Source organism: Algoriphagus sp. 10J20-15, from assembly GCF_055809615.1.
In genome coordinates this window covers 22,740-38,995 of sequence record NZ_JBVVUG010000009.1, presented here as the reverse complement: position 1 = coordinate 38,995, position 16,256 = coordinate 22,740, and the positions used below count along the sequence as shown (strand labels likewise).

18 protein-coding genes and 1 pseudogene are annotated in these 16,256 nt (G+C 39.8%); 17 read left to right on the top strand and 2 right to left on the bottom strand.

Annotated elements, in window-relative coordinates:
* The first annotated feature begins 184 nt into the window (after window positions 1-184).
* From AC0L6R_RS04920 to AC0L6R_RS04900, 5 genes and pseudogenes are all read left to right on the top strand, one after another.
* Window positions 185-1,423 (top strand): ABC transporter permease, encoded by a 1,239-nt coding sequence (locus AC0L6R_RS04920; protein WP_473270178.1) that lies wholly within the window; start codon window positions 185-187, stop codon window positions 1,421-1,423.
* Window positions 1,371-2,585 carry an ABC transporter permease gene (locus AC0L6R_RS04915; protein WP_473270238.1) on the top strand — a complete coding sequence of 405 codons (1,215 nt, stop codon included), beginning with the start codon at window positions 1,371-1,373 and terminating at the stop codon, window positions 2,583-2,585. The genes AC0L6R_RS04920 and AC0L6R_RS04915 overlap by 53 nt, the downstream gene beginning before the upstream one ends.
* Before the next feature lie 69 nt (window positions 2,586-2,654).
* Window positions 2,655-3,339, top strand: a pseudogene (locus tag AC0L6R_RS04910) (ABC transporter ATP-binding protein).
* A complete protein-coding gene (locus AC0L6R_RS04905) occupies window positions 3,317-3,703 on the top strand; it encodes a hypothetical protein (protein ID WP_473270177.1) in 387 nt (128 codons plus the stop codon). The pseudogene AC0L6R_RS04910 and the gene AC0L6R_RS04905 overlap by 23 nt, the downstream one beginning before the upstream one ends.
* Window positions 3,679-4,674, top strand: a complete 996-nt coding sequence (locus tag AC0L6R_RS04900) for a TolC family protein (RefSeq protein ID WP_473270176.1) — start codon at window positions 3,679-3,681, stop codon at window positions 4,672-4,674. Before AC0L6R_RS04905 ends, AC0L6R_RS04900 begins: the two co-directional genes overlap by 25 nt.
* 339 nt (window positions 4,675-5,013) lie before the next feature.
* On the opposite strand, the gene AC0L6R_RS04895 is transcribed toward AC0L6R_RS04900, so the two are convergent.
* Both AC0L6R_RS04895 and AC0L6R_RS04890 read right to left on the bottom strand, forming a co-directional pair.
* Window positions 5,014-5,862, bottom strand: coding sequence for an OmpA family protein (locus tag AC0L6R_RS04895; RefSeq protein WP_283412919.1), 849 nt, complete (start codon window positions 5,860-5,862; stop codon window positions 5,014-5,016).
* Window positions 5,863-6,083: 221 nt separating this feature from the next.
* Window positions 6,084-6,668: a DUF4136 domain-containing protein gene (locus AC0L6R_RS04890; protein ID WP_283412918.1), complete on the bottom strand. Its 585-nt coding sequence runs from the start codon at window positions 6,666-6,668 to the stop codon at window positions 6,084-6,086.
* Window positions 6,669-6,891: 223 nt separating this feature from the next.
* Here AC0L6R_RS04890 and AC0L6R_RS04885 point away from each other — a divergent pair, with 223 nt between their 5' ends.
* From AC0L6R_RS04885 to AC0L6R_RS04830, 12 genes are all read left to right on the top strand, one after another.
* Window positions 6,892-7,476, top strand: a complete 585-nt coding sequence (locus AC0L6R_RS04885; protein WP_473270175.1) for a uracil-DNA glycosylase family protein — start codon at window positions 6,892-6,894, stop codon at window positions 7,474-7,476.
* 104 nt (window positions 7,477-7,580) lie between these two features.
* Entirely contained in the window at window positions 7,581-8,735 is a 1,155-nt protein-coding gene (locus AC0L6R_RS04880) for a hypothetical protein (protein ID WP_473270174.1), read from the top strand.
* Between the two features lie 153 nt (window positions 8,736-8,888).
* Complete coding sequence (locus AC0L6R_RS04875; protein WP_473270173.1) at window positions 8,889-10,526, top strand: FAD-dependent oxidoreductase; 1,638 nt, start codon at window positions 8,889-8,891, stop codon at window positions 10,524-10,526.
* A gap of 602 nt (window positions 10,527-11,128) precedes the next feature.
* Window positions 11,129-11,434 carry a hypothetical protein gene (locus AC0L6R_RS04870; protein ID WP_473270172.1) on the top strand — a complete coding sequence of 102 codons (306 nt, stop codon included), beginning with the start codon at window positions 11,129-11,131 and terminating at the stop codon, window positions 11,432-11,434.
* On the top strand, window positions 11,431-12,477 hold the full coding sequence (locus tag AC0L6R_RS04865; protein WP_473270171.1) for a TonB-dependent receptor plug domain-containing protein: 1,047 nt from the start codon (window positions 11,431-11,433) through the stop codon (window positions 12,475-12,477). The genes AC0L6R_RS04870 and AC0L6R_RS04865 overlap by 4 nt, the downstream gene beginning before the upstream one ends.
* Before the next feature lie 171 nt (window positions 12,478-12,648).
* Window positions 12,649-12,858, top strand: a complete 210-nt coding sequence (locus AC0L6R_RS04860) for a hypothetical protein (protein ID WP_473270170.1) — start codon at window positions 12,649-12,651, stop codon at window positions 12,856-12,858.
* Entirely contained in the window at window positions 12,855-13,313 is a 459-nt protein-coding gene (locus tag AC0L6R_RS04855; RefSeq protein ID WP_473270169.1) for a hypothetical protein, read from the top strand. Before AC0L6R_RS04860 ends, AC0L6R_RS04855 begins: the two co-directional genes overlap by 4 nt.
* Window positions 13,255-13,806: a hypothetical protein gene (locus AC0L6R_RS04850; protein WP_473270168.1), complete on the top strand. Its 552-nt coding sequence runs from the start codon at window positions 13,255-13,257 to the stop codon at window positions 13,804-13,806. Before AC0L6R_RS04855 ends, AC0L6R_RS04850 begins: the two co-directional genes overlap by 59 nt.
* Entirely contained in the window at window positions 13,784-14,065 is a 282-nt protein-coding gene (locus AC0L6R_RS04845) for a hypothetical protein (protein ID WP_473270167.1), read from the top strand. The genes AC0L6R_RS04850 and AC0L6R_RS04845 overlap by 23 nt, the downstream gene beginning before the upstream one ends.
* Window positions 14,022-14,399 (top strand): hypothetical protein, encoded by a 378-nt coding sequence (locus AC0L6R_RS04840; RefSeq protein WP_473270166.1) that lies wholly within the window; start codon window positions 14,022-14,024, stop codon window positions 14,397-14,399. Before AC0L6R_RS04845 ends, AC0L6R_RS04840 begins: the two co-directional genes overlap by 44 nt.
* 27 nt (window positions 14,400-14,426) lie before the next feature.
* Window positions 14,427-15,551 (top strand): RagB/SusD family nutrient uptake outer membrane protein, encoded by a 1,125-nt coding sequence (locus AC0L6R_RS04835; RefSeq protein WP_473270165.1) that lies wholly within the window; start codon window positions 14,427-14,429, stop codon window positions 15,549-15,551.
* Entirely contained in the window at window positions 15,505-16,185 is a 681-nt protein-coding gene (locus AC0L6R_RS04830) for a RagB/SusD family nutrient uptake outer membrane protein (protein ID WP_473270164.1), read from the top strand. Before AC0L6R_RS04835 ends, AC0L6R_RS04830 begins: the two co-directional genes overlap by 47 nt.
* The last annotated feature ends 71 nt before the right edge of the window (window positions 16,186-16,256 follow it).

Below are 16,256 nucleotides of genomic sequence, written 5' to 3'. Positions count from 1 at the left end.
GTTCGCTGGCGAACAAAAATGTTCGAGAAAGTAAATAGGAGAAAAGTATAAAAATGCCTCTGGAGTTTATTCAGAGGCATTTTTTTATGGCATAAAAGTGGAAAAGAATGGATTGAATTAAAAATGTAGAATTGGAAATCAGATGTTCAATCTTCTGATTTTTCAATTTTTCAATCTTAAACTTATGTGGAAAAACTACCTTAAAATATCCTTGAGGAATTTGCGCAAACGCAAGTTGTACACAAGCATCAACTTGATAGGGCTAACGATCGCTATCGTGAGTTTTTTGGCGATTTGCCTCTACATCCAACACGAGTGGAGCTACGATAAGATGTACACGGACTATGATCGTATATATAAGTTTAATCAGGAATTTGTTTCTCAGGGTGAAAGCCAATTGGTCAGTTCTACCCCTTCAAGTCTGATTCCTACATTAATTGAAGAAGTTCCTGAAGTAGAGACAGGAACATTGGTTTTTGATATTAGTATTTTTTCTTCTGTATTGGTAGATGCAGGCGAAGGCAATCAAGAAGAAGAATCTTTTGCATTTGCCGATGAAAATTATTTCAAGGTTTTTGATTTTGACTTATTGGCAGGGAACACTACTCAAGTTTTGGCGGAGCCAAATCAGATAGTCCTAACAAAAAGCACTGCAGAGCGCTATTATGGAAGCGTAGGTGAAGCTTCTGGCAAAGTGATGAAAGTAGATGGAGAAGATTATACCGTTTCCGGTGTGATGGAAGATTTCCCGAGCAATAGTCATATGGTGTTTGATTTTTTGGCTTCCTTCAAATCTCATAGACATGGCAGAGAACCTGAGTGGTCTCCGAGTAATTATTACACCTATGTGAAGCTAAAGCCGGACACGGATTTGCCAGCTTTTGAGGCCAAGGTAGAGGAAGTTAAAGAGAAATATTTGGGAAAAGACTTAGCTGAATATGGGTACAAGACTTCTTTTCACTTGCAGCCTGTAAGCCAGATCCATTTGGGCGATCAAACGCTCGGAAGCATCACGCCAGGCACAGACATCCGTTACCTATATATTTTTGGGATTGTAGCATTATTGCTGATTGCTATAGGGATTATCAATTATGTGAATTTAGCCACAGCAGAAGCTACCGAGCGAAATAAGGAAGTCGGGCTGCGTAAAGCTATGGGAGCTGGAAGAAGTCAGTTATTTGGCCAGTTTGTTTCCGAATCTATGCTCCTCACCTTTGCAGCTACTGTGCTGAGTGTGTTGTGCCTATATTTGGTTTTACCCAAATTCTCTCTCAATAGGAGGAGTGCCTTTGAGTGCCAATGCCCTAATAAATCCTGTAGGAATTGGTTTTTTGATCGGGCTAATTGCAATTGTAGGATTGCTTGCCGGAATGTATCCATCGCTGATTCTATCTGGAATGGAGCCGATCAAAGCATTGGCTAACAAGACAAAAATAGGTGGGGGAGCATGGGTTAGAAAATCCCTGGTGGTTTTTCAATTCTTCGTTTCCATTGGTTTATTGATTGCCACTTTTGTAGTGAAGAGCCAGTTGGATTACATGCAAAATGTGAATTTAGGATACGATAGAGAGCAGGTAGTTGCATTGACTTACCACTATAGTATGCGGAAAGTAGCGGAGACCATGAAGTCTGAAATGCTAAGAAGTGGCGCTGCAAACTCCATTGCATTGGCGGGAGATATGCCGGTTCACATCAAGGCAGGATATACTATTTTTCCAGGAGGTGACAATCAGCGTGAATTTATGATCACGGGATATTCCACTGATGAGGATATCGTACAGACCCTGAATTTGGAAATCCTTGCCGGTACCGATCTGAATGATAATGATTACACCAGAGCAGAGGTCAGCGCACGTGAAGATTTAATCCCGGTCATACTTAATGAGTCAGCGGTCAAAGAAATGGGTTGGACTCCAGAGGAAGCAGTAGGAAAAACCATAAATTTTGGTTTCTCCAATGCGACAATTAAAGCAGTGGTAGGTGATTTTTACTTTAATTCAATGCACTCAACTATTGGTCCTTTGGGGATTTTCAAGGATCAAGGAAATGCCAATGTTCTGCTTGTCAAAATACCTGAAGGGAATCCAGCTGCTTCATTGGCCTCCTTGGAAGAGGTTTGGAAAAAGTTTGTCCCTGAACGCCCATTTAACTATCGTTTTGTAGATCAGGAATACGCCAAATTGTATAGATCTGAAGAGCGGGTAGGAGTAATCTTTACTTTATTTTCGGGGATTGCTGTGATGATCGCATGCATGGGCTTATTTGGTCTTGTTTCCTATGTTGCACTTCGTAGAACTCGGGAAATCAGTATACGAAAAGTGCTGGGCGCTACACAAAAAGATGTGATTTCTGTCCTAGCTTCTGATTTCTTTAAGTTGCTTATGTTAGCATCAATCTTAGCGGTTGGGTTTGGGGTTTGGTTTTCCAATACTTGGCTGCAATCTTTTGCAAATAAAGTTGCATTCTCCCCATGGCCTTACATAGTGGCGATTTTGTTAGTCTTGTTATTGGCAGCATTGACTATAGGGTACAGAAGCTGGAAAGTTTTCAGGTTGAATCCTGCGAAAACATTAAAGAGTGAATAGTGTGTGAAGTCACAATCACAGAACTTATAATTTTACAATATTTCAATTTAAAAATCTTCCAATACATTAATGATAGAACTTAAGAAGTTAGACAAATATATAGAATCACGTTTTCAGCGGATTTTTTTGCTCAAAGGAATAAATCTAACCATCAACGAGGGAGAGTTTGTAACCATCATGGGACCAAGTGGCGCAGGTAAGTCTACACTTCTAAATATCTTGGGCTTACTCGATGAAGACTACGAAGGAGAGTATTGGTTTGGAGATAGAAGACCTGGCCAAAATGAAAGAACGTGAACGCGCTGCCCTTCATAAAAGTGAGTTTGGATACATCTTTCAGGCTTATCACCTGATTGATGAATTGACGGTGTATGAAAACATAGAGACGCCACTTTTGTATAGAGGTGTGCCTTCCAACGAGCGGAAAAGCATCATTGCCAACCTACTTGACCGATTTAATATGGTAGCAAAAAAAGATCTTTTCCCTGCTCAATTATCAGGAGGTCAGCAGCAGTTGGTAGGAATCGCAAGAGCAGTGGCTGGTAAGCCTAGGGTGCTTCTGGCTGATGAGCCTACGGGAAATCTGCACTCTGGACAGGCAAAGGAAATCATGGAAGTTTTTCAGGAATTGCACAGAGAAGGAACTACACTAATTCAGGCAACACATGCCCGTGAAAATGCAGATTATGGCACTCGATTAATCGACATGCTGGATGGTAAAATAGAAAAAGATGAGGCGATTATCCATGTTTAAGAAGTATATAGCGGTACTTATTGTAGCCACGGTGACGGGTACACTTCAAGCGCAAGACACTTTAAGAATTGATTTCAGAACAGCGGTGGATTTAGCTTTGTCAGCTAATGCTGCATATCAAATTCAGTCCAATAATATGGAAGTGTTGAAGGTGCAGAAGCAGTCAGCTTTTCTTTCCCATTTCCCAAACGCAAATATAAATACATCCCTCTCACAGCAGTCAGGCCAGCAATTTCAGCAGATTGAAGGTGAGATTGTGGTTACCAATGTTACCAATGAGATTGTAAATGCGGGCCTAAACATGAGTATGCCGATTTTCAATGCGGGTAGAAGAGATACTTGGATACTCAGTCAGCGAAATTAGCTTATGACGCTGGAGAAAAAGGGCTTGATAGAGCTTCTCAGCAGGTAATGTTTGATGTAGCTAGAAGGTATCTTCAGGTGCTTTTGGATGGGGAAATAGTTCGGATTTCCCAGGAGAATCTTGATAATCAAAAGGAGACCTTAAGGCAAATACAAGGTTTTGTTGATGCTGGACTTCGTACGCTTTCGGATAAGTACAATCAGGAATCCGAGGTCGCAAGATTGGAATCCGTGCTAGTGGATGCACAGTTAAAGTATGAAAATGATGTTTGGGACCTGTCAGAATATTTGCAATTAGAGCCCGGTGTTGTGCCATTATTAACGGCGGTAGATCCAAGAGCAGGTGAGTTGAGGTTTGAAGGTATGGAAATGCAGGAGTTGTATGAAATGGCACAGTTAAATAGAGCAGATGGCACACAGCAGGACCTTCTGGTGACTTCATACAAAAAGGATATGCAAGCAATCAAATCCATGTATTATCCACGAATTGGAGCATTTTATAATTACAACACTTTCTTTACTTCCTTAGACGATAGAAACCTTCAGGATCAACTATGGAAAGTATATCCTCAAAATACATTAGGACTTAGCCTTACCATTCCAATCTTCAATAATTTCCAGAATAAGCTCAATGTAGCTAGCAGTAAGGTGGCCTATAAAAATCAGATTTTGCAAAAGGAGTCGATGGATAGAAAAATCTATCAGGATGTGAAATTGGCCTATCTAAATTATATGGCTGCAGTGAAAAAGGAAAGCAATACAGAGATTCAGGTATTAGCAGCAAAGGAAGCTTTAAATGCCATTTCTGAGCGCTTTCGTCTAGGGATTTCCAATTTCGTAGACCTTGCTACCGCAAACCAACAATTGGTGAGTGCTCAGGCTGACCAGGCTCAGGCAGTTTATACCTTGTTTTTCCAGGAGGTGTTAATGCAACATGCGTTAGGTACACTGGATGTTTTGGATTTGAAGTAGTATAAGATTTTGACCACATTTGAGCCTAATCAGCGAAGACTAAAATGTTTTTGTATGCAATTGGAAAAAGCATTTTCTGATGAAAAAAAAACGTTTCAGAACCTTAATTCTTCTGTAAAATATATTTGGTATCCACCTTCCAATAGACCAGTCACTAGATGCTAATGGACTTCAATGTCAGCACCATTTATTTTGTGAATTAATTCGTCTAAGGCTCCTCTGTCAGAAGAATGAGCTTTTGAAATGAGAAATTATTTACTGAAAAGTTAACCAAAAAAGCAGGCTCTAGAGCCTGCTTTTAGGTTGTGGTAGTTAAAGTAACTTGGTGGTTTTTATGTATTAAAGCATCGCAAAGAACATATCCAGATCTGGGATCAAAACAATTCTTGTTCTTCTGTTGATTGCCATGTTTTCAGGAGAATCATTTTCCACGATAGGCATATAACTTGCTCTTCCTGCAGCAATCATTTTTTCAGGAGATACATTGTACTGCTCTTGCAACTTTCTTACAATACTAGTCGCTCTTTTCACAGAAAGATCCCAGTTGTCCTGAACAACTCCCGTTGAGATTGTTCTTGGATCAGTATGACCTTCAATCATCACTTGTAGGCTTGGCTCAGCGTTGATCACTTCAGCCAATTTCTGCAGTAATGGATCAGCTTTAGAATTGATTCTATAGCTACCGGTGTTGAAAAGTAGTTTGTCGGATACAGAGATCATCACCACGGTTTGGTCAATGCTAATGTTTACATCATCCTCTTCACCATCTACGGTAGTTTCGGTGATATTCTTTTTCAAATTGTATTCTACGGCTAGATTCACTGAATCCTCCAATGTTTGAGCTTGGGCAAGTTTAGCTTGGTCGACATTAGCCAATGTTTGCTTCATTTTCTCCTTTGATGTTTTAGACATCATTGTAGCACCTTCCAAAGAGTACATGCCCTCATTCTGCAGGGTCAAAGCATCATTTGTATCGCGGAGAGAATTGATTCTTGCGTTGTACTCAGCCACTCTATTCTCAATGATCTGCATTTTCTCCTCTAACTCAGCTTTTTCCTGCTCAGTGGTAGCAAGCTCAGTTTGTGTTTTGTAAAGATTACCCTCTAGTTCGGTGTATTTTTTCTTTGATACACATGAGACCATCACTGTGGCGCTCAAAAGTCCTGTAACAATTAGTGATTTTTTCATAGTTGATTTCTTTGTAGTTGAATCAACTATTTCAAAGGAATTGCCACAAAGATTAGCTGCATATTATTCCACATAAATAAATGGATAGAAAAGGTGCATATTATCAGATTAGAGCCCTTTTTTAAATAAAAAAGAGGCTCCAAAACATATTGGAACCTCTTCAAAAATGTGTGGAATCACTACACAAGTTGACTAATTCTTTACTCAGAAATATTCACTTATTATTCCATGAGGCGATTTACAACTTTGAATTCATTCATTACTCTATATGCTGCCCGAGTCACATCCGATTGGAAGTTGGGGGATTCTGAATCAAAATTGGCAGCTGTATAACCTTGCCAGATGGTATTTCCTCTCTTACTATCAATTACATAAACTACTAGCATTCCTTGGTTTTGGCTATACTTTACGTGATTATAGGTTTCATCTTTTTCTTGTTCTTTGTCTAGATCTCCATCTTCCTTCTCGGGTACATTTTTCATTCGTTGTAAGTAATAGTCAAACTCTGGCTGTACGTAGCCACGGTATCTTATCGAATCCATGAAAATTTTGTAGCTGACTAATAAATCCGGCTTGGATTCTTGCTCTCGGAATCCCTGAGAACCTAACCTTGCACCTATCGTGGCCGTCAATACGGGTGATATCATACTGGTATCTTTTTCCGTAGGAACTACGAATGCAAAGGTTTTATATTTCTTAAAGGATGCTTGATAATTATAGTCATAGTCAGTAACATAATCTTTGGAGGAAAAGCATCCTGCGCAAATAATAAGTAATAGTGCGAAAAGGAGGTAGGTGTTTTTCATGGCATATATGAGTAGATGGTTGATTGGTATGTCAATAAGATACGAACAAATAAGGTCAGGTGGATTTAACTAGAATTAACATCTCATTGTTTAAAGTAAAATGTTGCTGTTCAATAAACTAGCCTAATAATTTAATATAATTTCCCTACAATAATTAACCGATTTTCATATAATTTCTGTTTTGGATTCAAAAAGTGGTAATAAATAAGATAAATGTCGTCTGATGGATAGTTTTGAGTCTTTAGTTATTGATGCTCAGGCTTGTAAAATGTGCAAAGAGTTTTTGCCTCTTGGTCCAAAGCCTGTGTTCTCTATACATCCAAAAAGTAAGATTTTGATTATAGGACAGGCTCCTGGTACCAAAGTTCATGCAACGGGAATTCCTTGGAATGATGCGAGCGGAAATGAATTAAGAAGATGGTTGGGTGTAGATCGTGAGCAATTTTATGATCCTAAGATCTTTGGGATCATGCCTATGGGTTTTTGTTATCCTGGCAGGGGAAAAGGAGGTGATTTGCCACCCAGGCCCGAATGCGCACCTTTATGGCACCAGCAAATGAATGAGCGTATGCCGGAGGTGAAATTGACCTTACTTATTGGGCAGTATGCTTTGAAATATTACTTGGGGAATAAGAAAAAGAAGACACTGACGGAGACTGTTAGGAATTTCGACTTGTACTTACCGGAATTTATTCCACTAGTACACCCCTCTCCGCGAAATCTCATGTGGAGGCGAAGAAATCCTTGGTTTGAGGAGGAAGTAGTGCCTACACTTCGTGAGCGGGTCCATGAATTGATCGCTAGCTAGATTTTGTTAAAAATTCTTATTTAGTTGTAGTTATTCCTAGTATTTAGTTTTTTAGGTAGGATTCTGAAAAATCATACCACTACAACCCCTTTTTAATATTTGCCATGAAACTCCAATTCACTCATTTTTTTATCTGTTCTATAGCTATAAGCCTTCTTTCCTGTGGTGAGAAAACGGGGAATAATTCTATCACAAAATCCTTTTCTCTAGAAATCACTGATTCTTTACAGATAGATTACTTGGGAGAAATGATGTTGCTAGACTATGATCCGAAGGCTGATAAGTACTTGCTTGCGACGGATTCTTACTATGAATACTTAGAAGTGGATGGGGATGGAAAGATTCTTAATCATAATAAATTCAATCAGGATGGAATAGACGCGGTTGGACAGGCGCTAGGATTGGGCTATTTCAATGGGGATGTGACCGTATTTAATCCTCCGGAAGGATATTTTAGATTTCAGGATTCAAGTAAAGTTGGTGAGGTGACGATTCCTTATCCTCATCAGGCTTTCATGATGTATCCCAAACTTGGGATGTTCGAGTCAGAGGGTAAAGTCTATTACCCAAAGCCTTGGCCAGAGACTTTGGCTGTTAATTTTGAAGAGGGGGAATTTTACCAAGCTTTGCTTCATCTGCCTATCATAGAAGCTCAGGATATGGAGACTGGAGATACGCTAGGGGTATTAAGTTTGCCAGAGTCTTCGGCATTATTAGATGATGAAGTGAAAGGTTTTCCTATTCCAGTGTACACGGTGGATGGGGAAAAGCTGTTGCTTAGCATGTGGTTTACGCCAGAGATTTATGTATATAATAAGGTGGGGGGTAAATTTGAGTATGAAAAAACAGTGGATGTAGATATTCCAGGTTGGATTCCCACTACTTCTGTTCCATTGGATAAAGCAGAGCAGTTTTTTACAGAAAACCAGAAGAAAAGACCTGGCAATCTTACTAATATTTTGGTGTCAGGAGACTATTACATTGCTATCTACAATAGAGGACTTTCTGAAGAGGAGAAAGCTCAGCTTGGGCCTCCGACTATAGACGGACTAGCTGCACGCAAAAAAGATCCTAACTATGCAGCGATTTTCGACAAGGATTTCAATCAATTGGCCACGAATGTCCCTTTTCCAATCACCAGCAATTTTCCAAATGTAGTAAATAAAAAAGGTGAGCTAGTCGTTTCCAAAGTCGCAGGTTTGTCCGAAACCGAGGATGATGGTATTGTTCTTTACAAGTTGAAATTGGTCAGTAAATGAGTGATGGGTTTCTGACTATTTTTAGAGTTCAGGAATGGCATTGTGTGTTTAGCTAAATAGTGTCAAAGTGAGATAGGTCAGTTGGATAAAAAGGATATTTTGAAAGTTGTTTTGTGCTATTCATTTAACCAGTTTTTCCAAGATCTACACATCATGAAATTTTTACCTAGCCTCCTTATCATCTTAATTCTATTTTCCTGCAAACCTGAGAATACTTCCGAGTTTGAGGCTGACATCATTATTTATGGAGGGACCTCGGCAGCGATTACCGCTGCAGTTCAGGCGAAAAAAATGGGCAAATCAGTCATTGTTGTTTCTCCTGATAGGCATTTAGGAGGATTGTCTTCCGGAGGTCTAGGTTTCACGGATACTGGAAATAAGTCTGTGATCGGAGGTTTGGCTAGGGAGTTTTATCATCGAATCTACCTTCATTATCAGCAGGATTCTGCTTGGAAGTGGCAGAAAAAAGAGGAATACGGAAATAAAGGTCAAGGTACGCCAGCGATGGATGGCGAGAATAGAACTATGTGGATTTTTGAACCGCATGTAGCCGAACAGGTCTTTGAGAATTTTGTTTCGGAATACGATTTGGAAATCCATCGTGATGAATGGCTGGATCGAGAAGCTGGAGTTAAACTGGAAAATGGGAAAATCATGCAGATCTCAACACTTTCTGGTCATATCTATCAGGGAAAAGTTTTTATAGATGCAACCTACGAAGGTGATCTAATGGCAGCAGCTGGAGTTAGCTACCACGTGGGACGGGAATCAAATGATACTTATGGCGAGACCTGGAACGGGGTACAGGTGGGTGTTTATCAACACGGACACTATTTCAAAAATGACATCAGTGCTTATATGATTCCCGGAGATTCTACCAGCGGCTTATTGCCGGAGATCTCAGCAGATCCACCGGGGGAAAACGGATCAGGTGACAAACGTCTTCAGGCCTATACTTATCGTCTGGCGATGAGTAGGCACCCCGACAATCGTATTCCTTTCCCAAAACCTGAAGGATATGATCCTGCACGCTATGAATTGCTTGCTAGAGTCTATGCTGCTGGTTGGGATGAAACTTTTGATAAATACGATCCAATCCCAAATTTGAAGACGGACACCAATAATCATGGGCCATTTTCTACAGATTATATAGGGAAAAACTATGCTTATCCAGAAGCGAGTTACGCTGAAAGAAAGCAAATCTTACAGGAGCATACCGACTACCAACAAGGCTTACTTTACTTCATGTCTCACAATGAAAAAGTGCCAGATTCGGTGAGAGCAGAGATGGCAAATTGGGGTTTGGCAAAAGATGAATTTGTCGATAATAACAACTGGCCTCACCAGATCTATGTGCGCGAAGCCCGAAGAATGATAGGTGCCTATGTGATGACTGAGCATGATGTACTTGGAGCAAAGGAAGTTCCGGAGCCTGTGGGGATGGGATCCTATTCACTGGATTCGCACAATGCTCAGCGATTTGTGACGTTGGATGGCTATGTGCAGAATGAAGGAGATATAGGAGTTCACCCGAAAAACCCTTATTCGATTTCCTATGGAACACTTGTTCCGAAAAAAGAAGAATGTTCTAATTTGCTCGTTCCGGTGTGTGTTTCTAGTTCACATACTGCCTTTGGTTCTATCAGGATGGAGCCTGTTTTTATGATTCTAGGTCAATCTGCAGCAGCGGCGGCATCACTGGCTATTGATGGTGATGTGGCTGTGCAGGATTTGCAGTATGAGAAATTGGAGAAAGTACTGCTGGAAGAAAAGCAGGTTCTTGCCAAATAACTTTTTATAGAAACAGCTTATAGTAGTTGATGTTGCTTTGATTACTCCGGGTTTTTCCAAGGGGGATGATATCCGTGTGTTTTAGTAGCTGACCCACCTATTTTCCATGCACTATCTAGAATAACATCTAAATGCAATATGAGTCTTAGTGTAAAGAATTCTGAGTTGAATTGGTAGAAATAAGGAAATGTAAAGGCCAATGGGTAAAGGGTAGAAAAACCATTAAAGGTATTCCAATCAGGAGGGCCTAATTCTGTATAAAGGATGAAAATCCGTAAAATTATATTTGGTTCCTGTATTAATTTTAAAAAGAATATAAATCTTCTTTAAATTTTTTAATAATTTTTTTAGGACGTTTGCCTTAAAATTCAACAATTGCACTAGATTAGTGCAAAAGTACAAATGTTATTCTCTCTATTAAATTTTTAATAATCATGAGAATAGCTCATTGAAGTGAGCACTTCTAGATTGATATCTAATTCAATGAAATTCACCTAAATCAAAATCCAAAATATGCCTATGCAGAATCAACAATCATGTCTATTACTATATACTTCATACATAAAATGACTAAAAATTGATACAATAAAATCAACTGAAATATGAAAATAAAATTACCATTGTTAGCTAAATCGCTGACCAAAACCTTCCTGATCGGCATTGGAATGCAATGTGCCATTTTGGGACCATTAGCGGCGCAACAGCAATTATTTGAAGGAAAAGGAACAGTCGGTGCTAGTGAATCTACCCTAGGGAATGTATTGCGAGCTTCAGCTGTGAAAGCAGAAATCCAAGTTACCGGGGTGGTGAAGGATGAGACAGAGTTCCCGATTCCGGGAGTAACTGTGATCGAATACGGAACCACTAATGGTACAGCTACACTGATCTTGATGGGAAATATACCTTGACAGTTCAGGAAGGTGCTTCGTTGGTTTATTCCTTCGTTGGCTACAAAGCTCAAACTATACCGGTAGAAGGTAGAAGCTTCATTGACGTGTTTTTGCAGGATGATGTAGGAGATTTGGATGAGGTCGTAGTAGTAGCCTATGGTACTCAGAAGAAAAGTAACCTGACTGGATCTGTGACTGACTTGAAAGCAGATAGGCTTGTTCAAACTCCTGCGACGAACGTTAAAGGTCTTTTGATTGGCCAGGTTCCAGGTTTGATCTCCAATCAAAATCCTGGTCTTCCAGGTGAAGACAATGCCACTTTGAGTATTCGAGGCTTTGGAAATCCACTGGTAATTGTAGACGGAATTGAGTCATTTTTAGATCGTATAGATCCAAATGACATCGAAACTGTGACAGTGTTGAAAGATGCATCTGCGGCTATTTATGGTGCTAGAGCTGGTAACGGTGTTATTCTGGTCACTACTAAAAGAGGTAAGGCTGGTTCAATGTCTGTGAATTATCACGGATATGTGGCTACTCAGAAAAGATTGACTTTTGCCAAGCAGGTTGATGCTGCTGGATTTATTCAACTTGGGAGAGATGCAGTATTTAATGGTCAATACGATCCTCTTAAACCAGATCAGCCAATCAGCTACGGTACATTATTTACTGAGGAAAAACTTAATCAATACGAGTCAGGGGAGCTTCCTAGCTATGATTGGGTAGATGCAGTATTGAAGGACACAGGTTCTCCATTGATGAGTCATAATTTGAGCTTCAGAGGAGGCAGTGAGAAAATCAGATATTATTCATCTGTAGGATATACCAGTCAATCCGGGATTTTCAAAGGAGATTATGATTATAAGAAATTGACTTTGACCAATAATATGGATATTGATTTGTCCAAAAACATTGTTTTGATATTAAATGGTCAATATATCAAAGAGGATAAGGATTATTCAATTATTGATCCATCCACCATCTGGAATGATCTTCAGACATCCCAGCCTCTATTCAACCCAGACTTGCCAGATCCACAGAGCGCCTTATTCAGGCTTTAGCGGTCGATCTCCAGTAGTGAGAATCAATCAGAAATTTGCCGGATACAGTAAAAGCTACCAACATACGTTGACTGGTTCTGCAGAATTGAAGTATTCACTACCATTTGTAAAAGGTCTGAGCGTAGGCGGTAAAGTAAAAATGTAAGAGCAAGAAACTTACAAGAAGCGGCTTTGGCTACACCTTATGATGTATGGTCGTATGATCCAAACGCTGTCACCGAAGATTTTGATGGGTATACTTTAGAAGCTTCTCTTCTAGGGAATTCTTTTTCTAGATCCTACGGTAGTTTCAGTGATCCAATTAACAGAATACTTTCAAGAGGTTATGCTACCTACGAAAAGGCTGTTGACAAACATGAGTTTGGATTTTTATTACTTTGAGAGAGAAAGAAGATAATACTTATCGTCAACTTACTGTGACCAGAACTGATTTGCTGTCAACTGAAGTTCCACAAATTGGAGGTACAAATGAATTGACCAGAAGCTCGGGAACTGGTAGGGATATTCAATATACCAGAGTAAGTTTTGCAGGTAGATTCAACTACGCATATGACGAAAAGTATTTGCTGGAAGCGACTCTTCGTGCAGATGCCAGCTCTAAATTTGGTAATAACGCATGGGGATATTTTCCATCAGTATCAGTCGGATGGAATATCGCCAGAGAAGATTTCTTGGCTACTTCAGACGTGTTGGATCAGTTCAAACTTCGTTTGTCATATAGCCAAACCGGTGTAGATAGCAACGTAGGGAATACTTCCTTCAACTTCCTATCAGGATTTGAAGAGTCATCAGGAGCCTGTTTGTCACTTACACGGATCTCCTACTGCGATCATTAGCAATACGGGTTTGGTTAATCCAGACATTACTTGGGAGTCCACTACCCTATACAATGCAGGTATAGACTTGACTATGTTTAACGGGAAGTTGTACTCTACATTGGATGTGTTCTACCGATACAGAGATGGATTGCTAAGAACTCCATTGGAATCTCTTCCTTCTACTTTCGGAGCTGCTTTACCTCAGGTGAACCTGGATTCTAGAAGTAACAGAGGTTTTGAACTTTCTTTAGGCAACCAAGGAACTTTTGGTGAGTTCAAATACGAAATCACAGCTGGCGTTGCCTATGCAAGAGAGCGCTATGAGAATTATGAAGAAGACATCAATTTTGAGGACCCTATTCAGGTCGAGTTTGATCAGCTAAGTGGGAGATGGGTGAATATTACCTACGGATACAAAACTGATGGACTATTCAATACCCAAGCTGAGGTAGATCAGTATTTGGAGCAATATACAATCGAAGACATCAATGGTAGACCAAAAGCCAGGTGATATCAGATATGTAGATATAAACGAAGACGGTGTCATAAATAGAGCTGATAGATACCAGATTGGGTATGGAACTAATCCTGATATCACTTATTCACTAGCTCCAAGATTGTCTTATAGAGGCTTTAGTCTTGCTATGCTTTGGCAAGGTGGAACCAGGTTTAATGTAAATATATCAGGGCTCTATAGAGGAGCATTTAATAATGAGCAGGTTCCACTTGAATTGCACGAGCAATATACCGTGGACTCAGGATCCAAATAACCCTGGTATTGGTTCAAATCCTAATGCGCAACTACCAGCATACGAGAGAAATGGTACAAGAACTTGGAATAACATTAACTCTGATTTCTGGATGTACAACGGAACTTACCTAAGATTGAAAACTGCTACAGTTTCATACTCCTTACCAAGTAGTTTTCTGTCTAAAATCGGGTTGAGCAATGCCAATGTCTACATGTCCGGCGATAATTTACTGTCATTTAATAACATGGGTATTTTCAAAGATGCCGTTGATCCTGAAGAAGCAACAAGTGCAAATGCCTTCAAATTGCCTCTATTGAGAACGATGTCATTTGGCGTACAACTTGGATTTTAAATGTTAAAACGAAAAAACATGATAATCATGAAATCAAGAATATTACTATTGATGCTGCTGACGATCGTTTTTGCATCATGTGAAGAACAACTTACAAAAACCCCTGATTTTATTTCTGAAGGCGTCGTTTTCGAGGATGAAAATCTGACTGAAGCTTATCTAGCCAACGTGTACTCCGACATGCTGTTCATCGATGTAGGTGGTGAGGCCCAGAATAATATGGGTATGATACCAGCAGCTGGCGCTGAGCACATTAATTTCGCCAACTGGCAAACGCCAAATACCACTTACAGTAGATCATATACTGCTGCATCCGGTGCCGGACCTCTCGATTATTGGGGGTATAATTCGATCAGGGATATTAACTATTTATTGGAAAATATCGGATCAAGTAAATCCTTGGATGATTCCTACATTTTGCAAAAAATGAATGAGGCAAGATTCCTGAGAGCATATGCTTATTTTCAAATGGTCATTAGATTCGGAGGGGTGCCTCTAATCACCAAAGTACAAAGTGTAGATGATCCTGAGAGCGAATTGTATCCGTCACGGGCTACTGAAGAGGAGATTTATAACTTTATCGTGACAGAACTTGATGAAATTATCGCCACCATGCCAGATCAAAAAACAGGAGCAGCGGGAAGAGCAGATAAATATACCGCACTGGCGCTTTTGTCTAGAGCATCCTTATACGCAGCAAGTATTGGGAATTTCAGTACCGTTCAGGCGGATGGTTTAGTGGGGATTTCATCTGGAAGTACTCAAGATTTTTATCAGAAATCTTATAATGCTTCAAAAGAGATCATTGAGTCTGGGATGTTTTCTCTTTATGAGAAGTATGAGGATAAGATGGTGAATTTTAGTCAGCTTTTCCTGAACGAAGGAAATGATGAGGTGATTTTTGCGGAAGTGTTTGAGCCAATAGTCAAAGGTCACTCCTTGGATAATATTGCTACTCCAGCTGGATTTGCAGCTACTTGGAATTCAAATTTCCCTGTTCTCTATGATTTTGTTGAGCTTTTTGACTTTGTGGATGGAAGAAAAGGGACTGATATTTCAAGAGATGATTTGATTGCATCTAATTCTTGGGAAATCGAAGACTTCTTTGGGAAAAGAGATCCAAGGTTCAGAGCGTCTGTATCTCTATCCTGAATCTACGTGGCAAGGTGGCCTGGTTGATTTTCATTCCAGCACTATCTATACTAATGATGAGGGAGAAAGAGTATCTGCTACCAGCGGCACATTTGATAGAAATGGAGAAGTGTGGCCTGCATCCTGTCATCCTCGAAATGTAAGAAACACAGCCTTACTTCTTCGTAAAAAACTAGACGAAACGAACCTTGAGCCTCTTTCAGGGAGATCTGGACAGGATTTCTATGTATTTAGATATGCGGAGACACTTCTTAATTATGCGGAAGCAGCCTTCTATTTAGGTAAGACAGGCGAAGCATTAGTAGCCTTGAATGAGTTGAGAGAAAGAGCAGGGATGCCAACATTGGCAGAAGCTACCGAAGCAAATATCAGACAGGAAAGACAAGTGGAGTTGGCATTTGAAAGCCAAAGATTCTGGGATTTGATCCGTTGGAGAATCGCACCTCAATACTTGGATAATGTAAGAACAAAAGGATTGGTATTTAATTACGATTTGGACAATGATAAATATGTGATTACCCTGAAAAATGCTGAAGGTGTAAGTCGCGTATTTGGACCTGAGAGATATTATTTGCCAATTTCTCTTGGCCGGATAGCTGATAATCCAAACTTAAAACAAAACCCTGGTTATTGATTTCATATCAACCAGAATAGCTAAAATGATAAGGCCAGACTAGTTCTGGCCTTATCCATTACTAATTAATT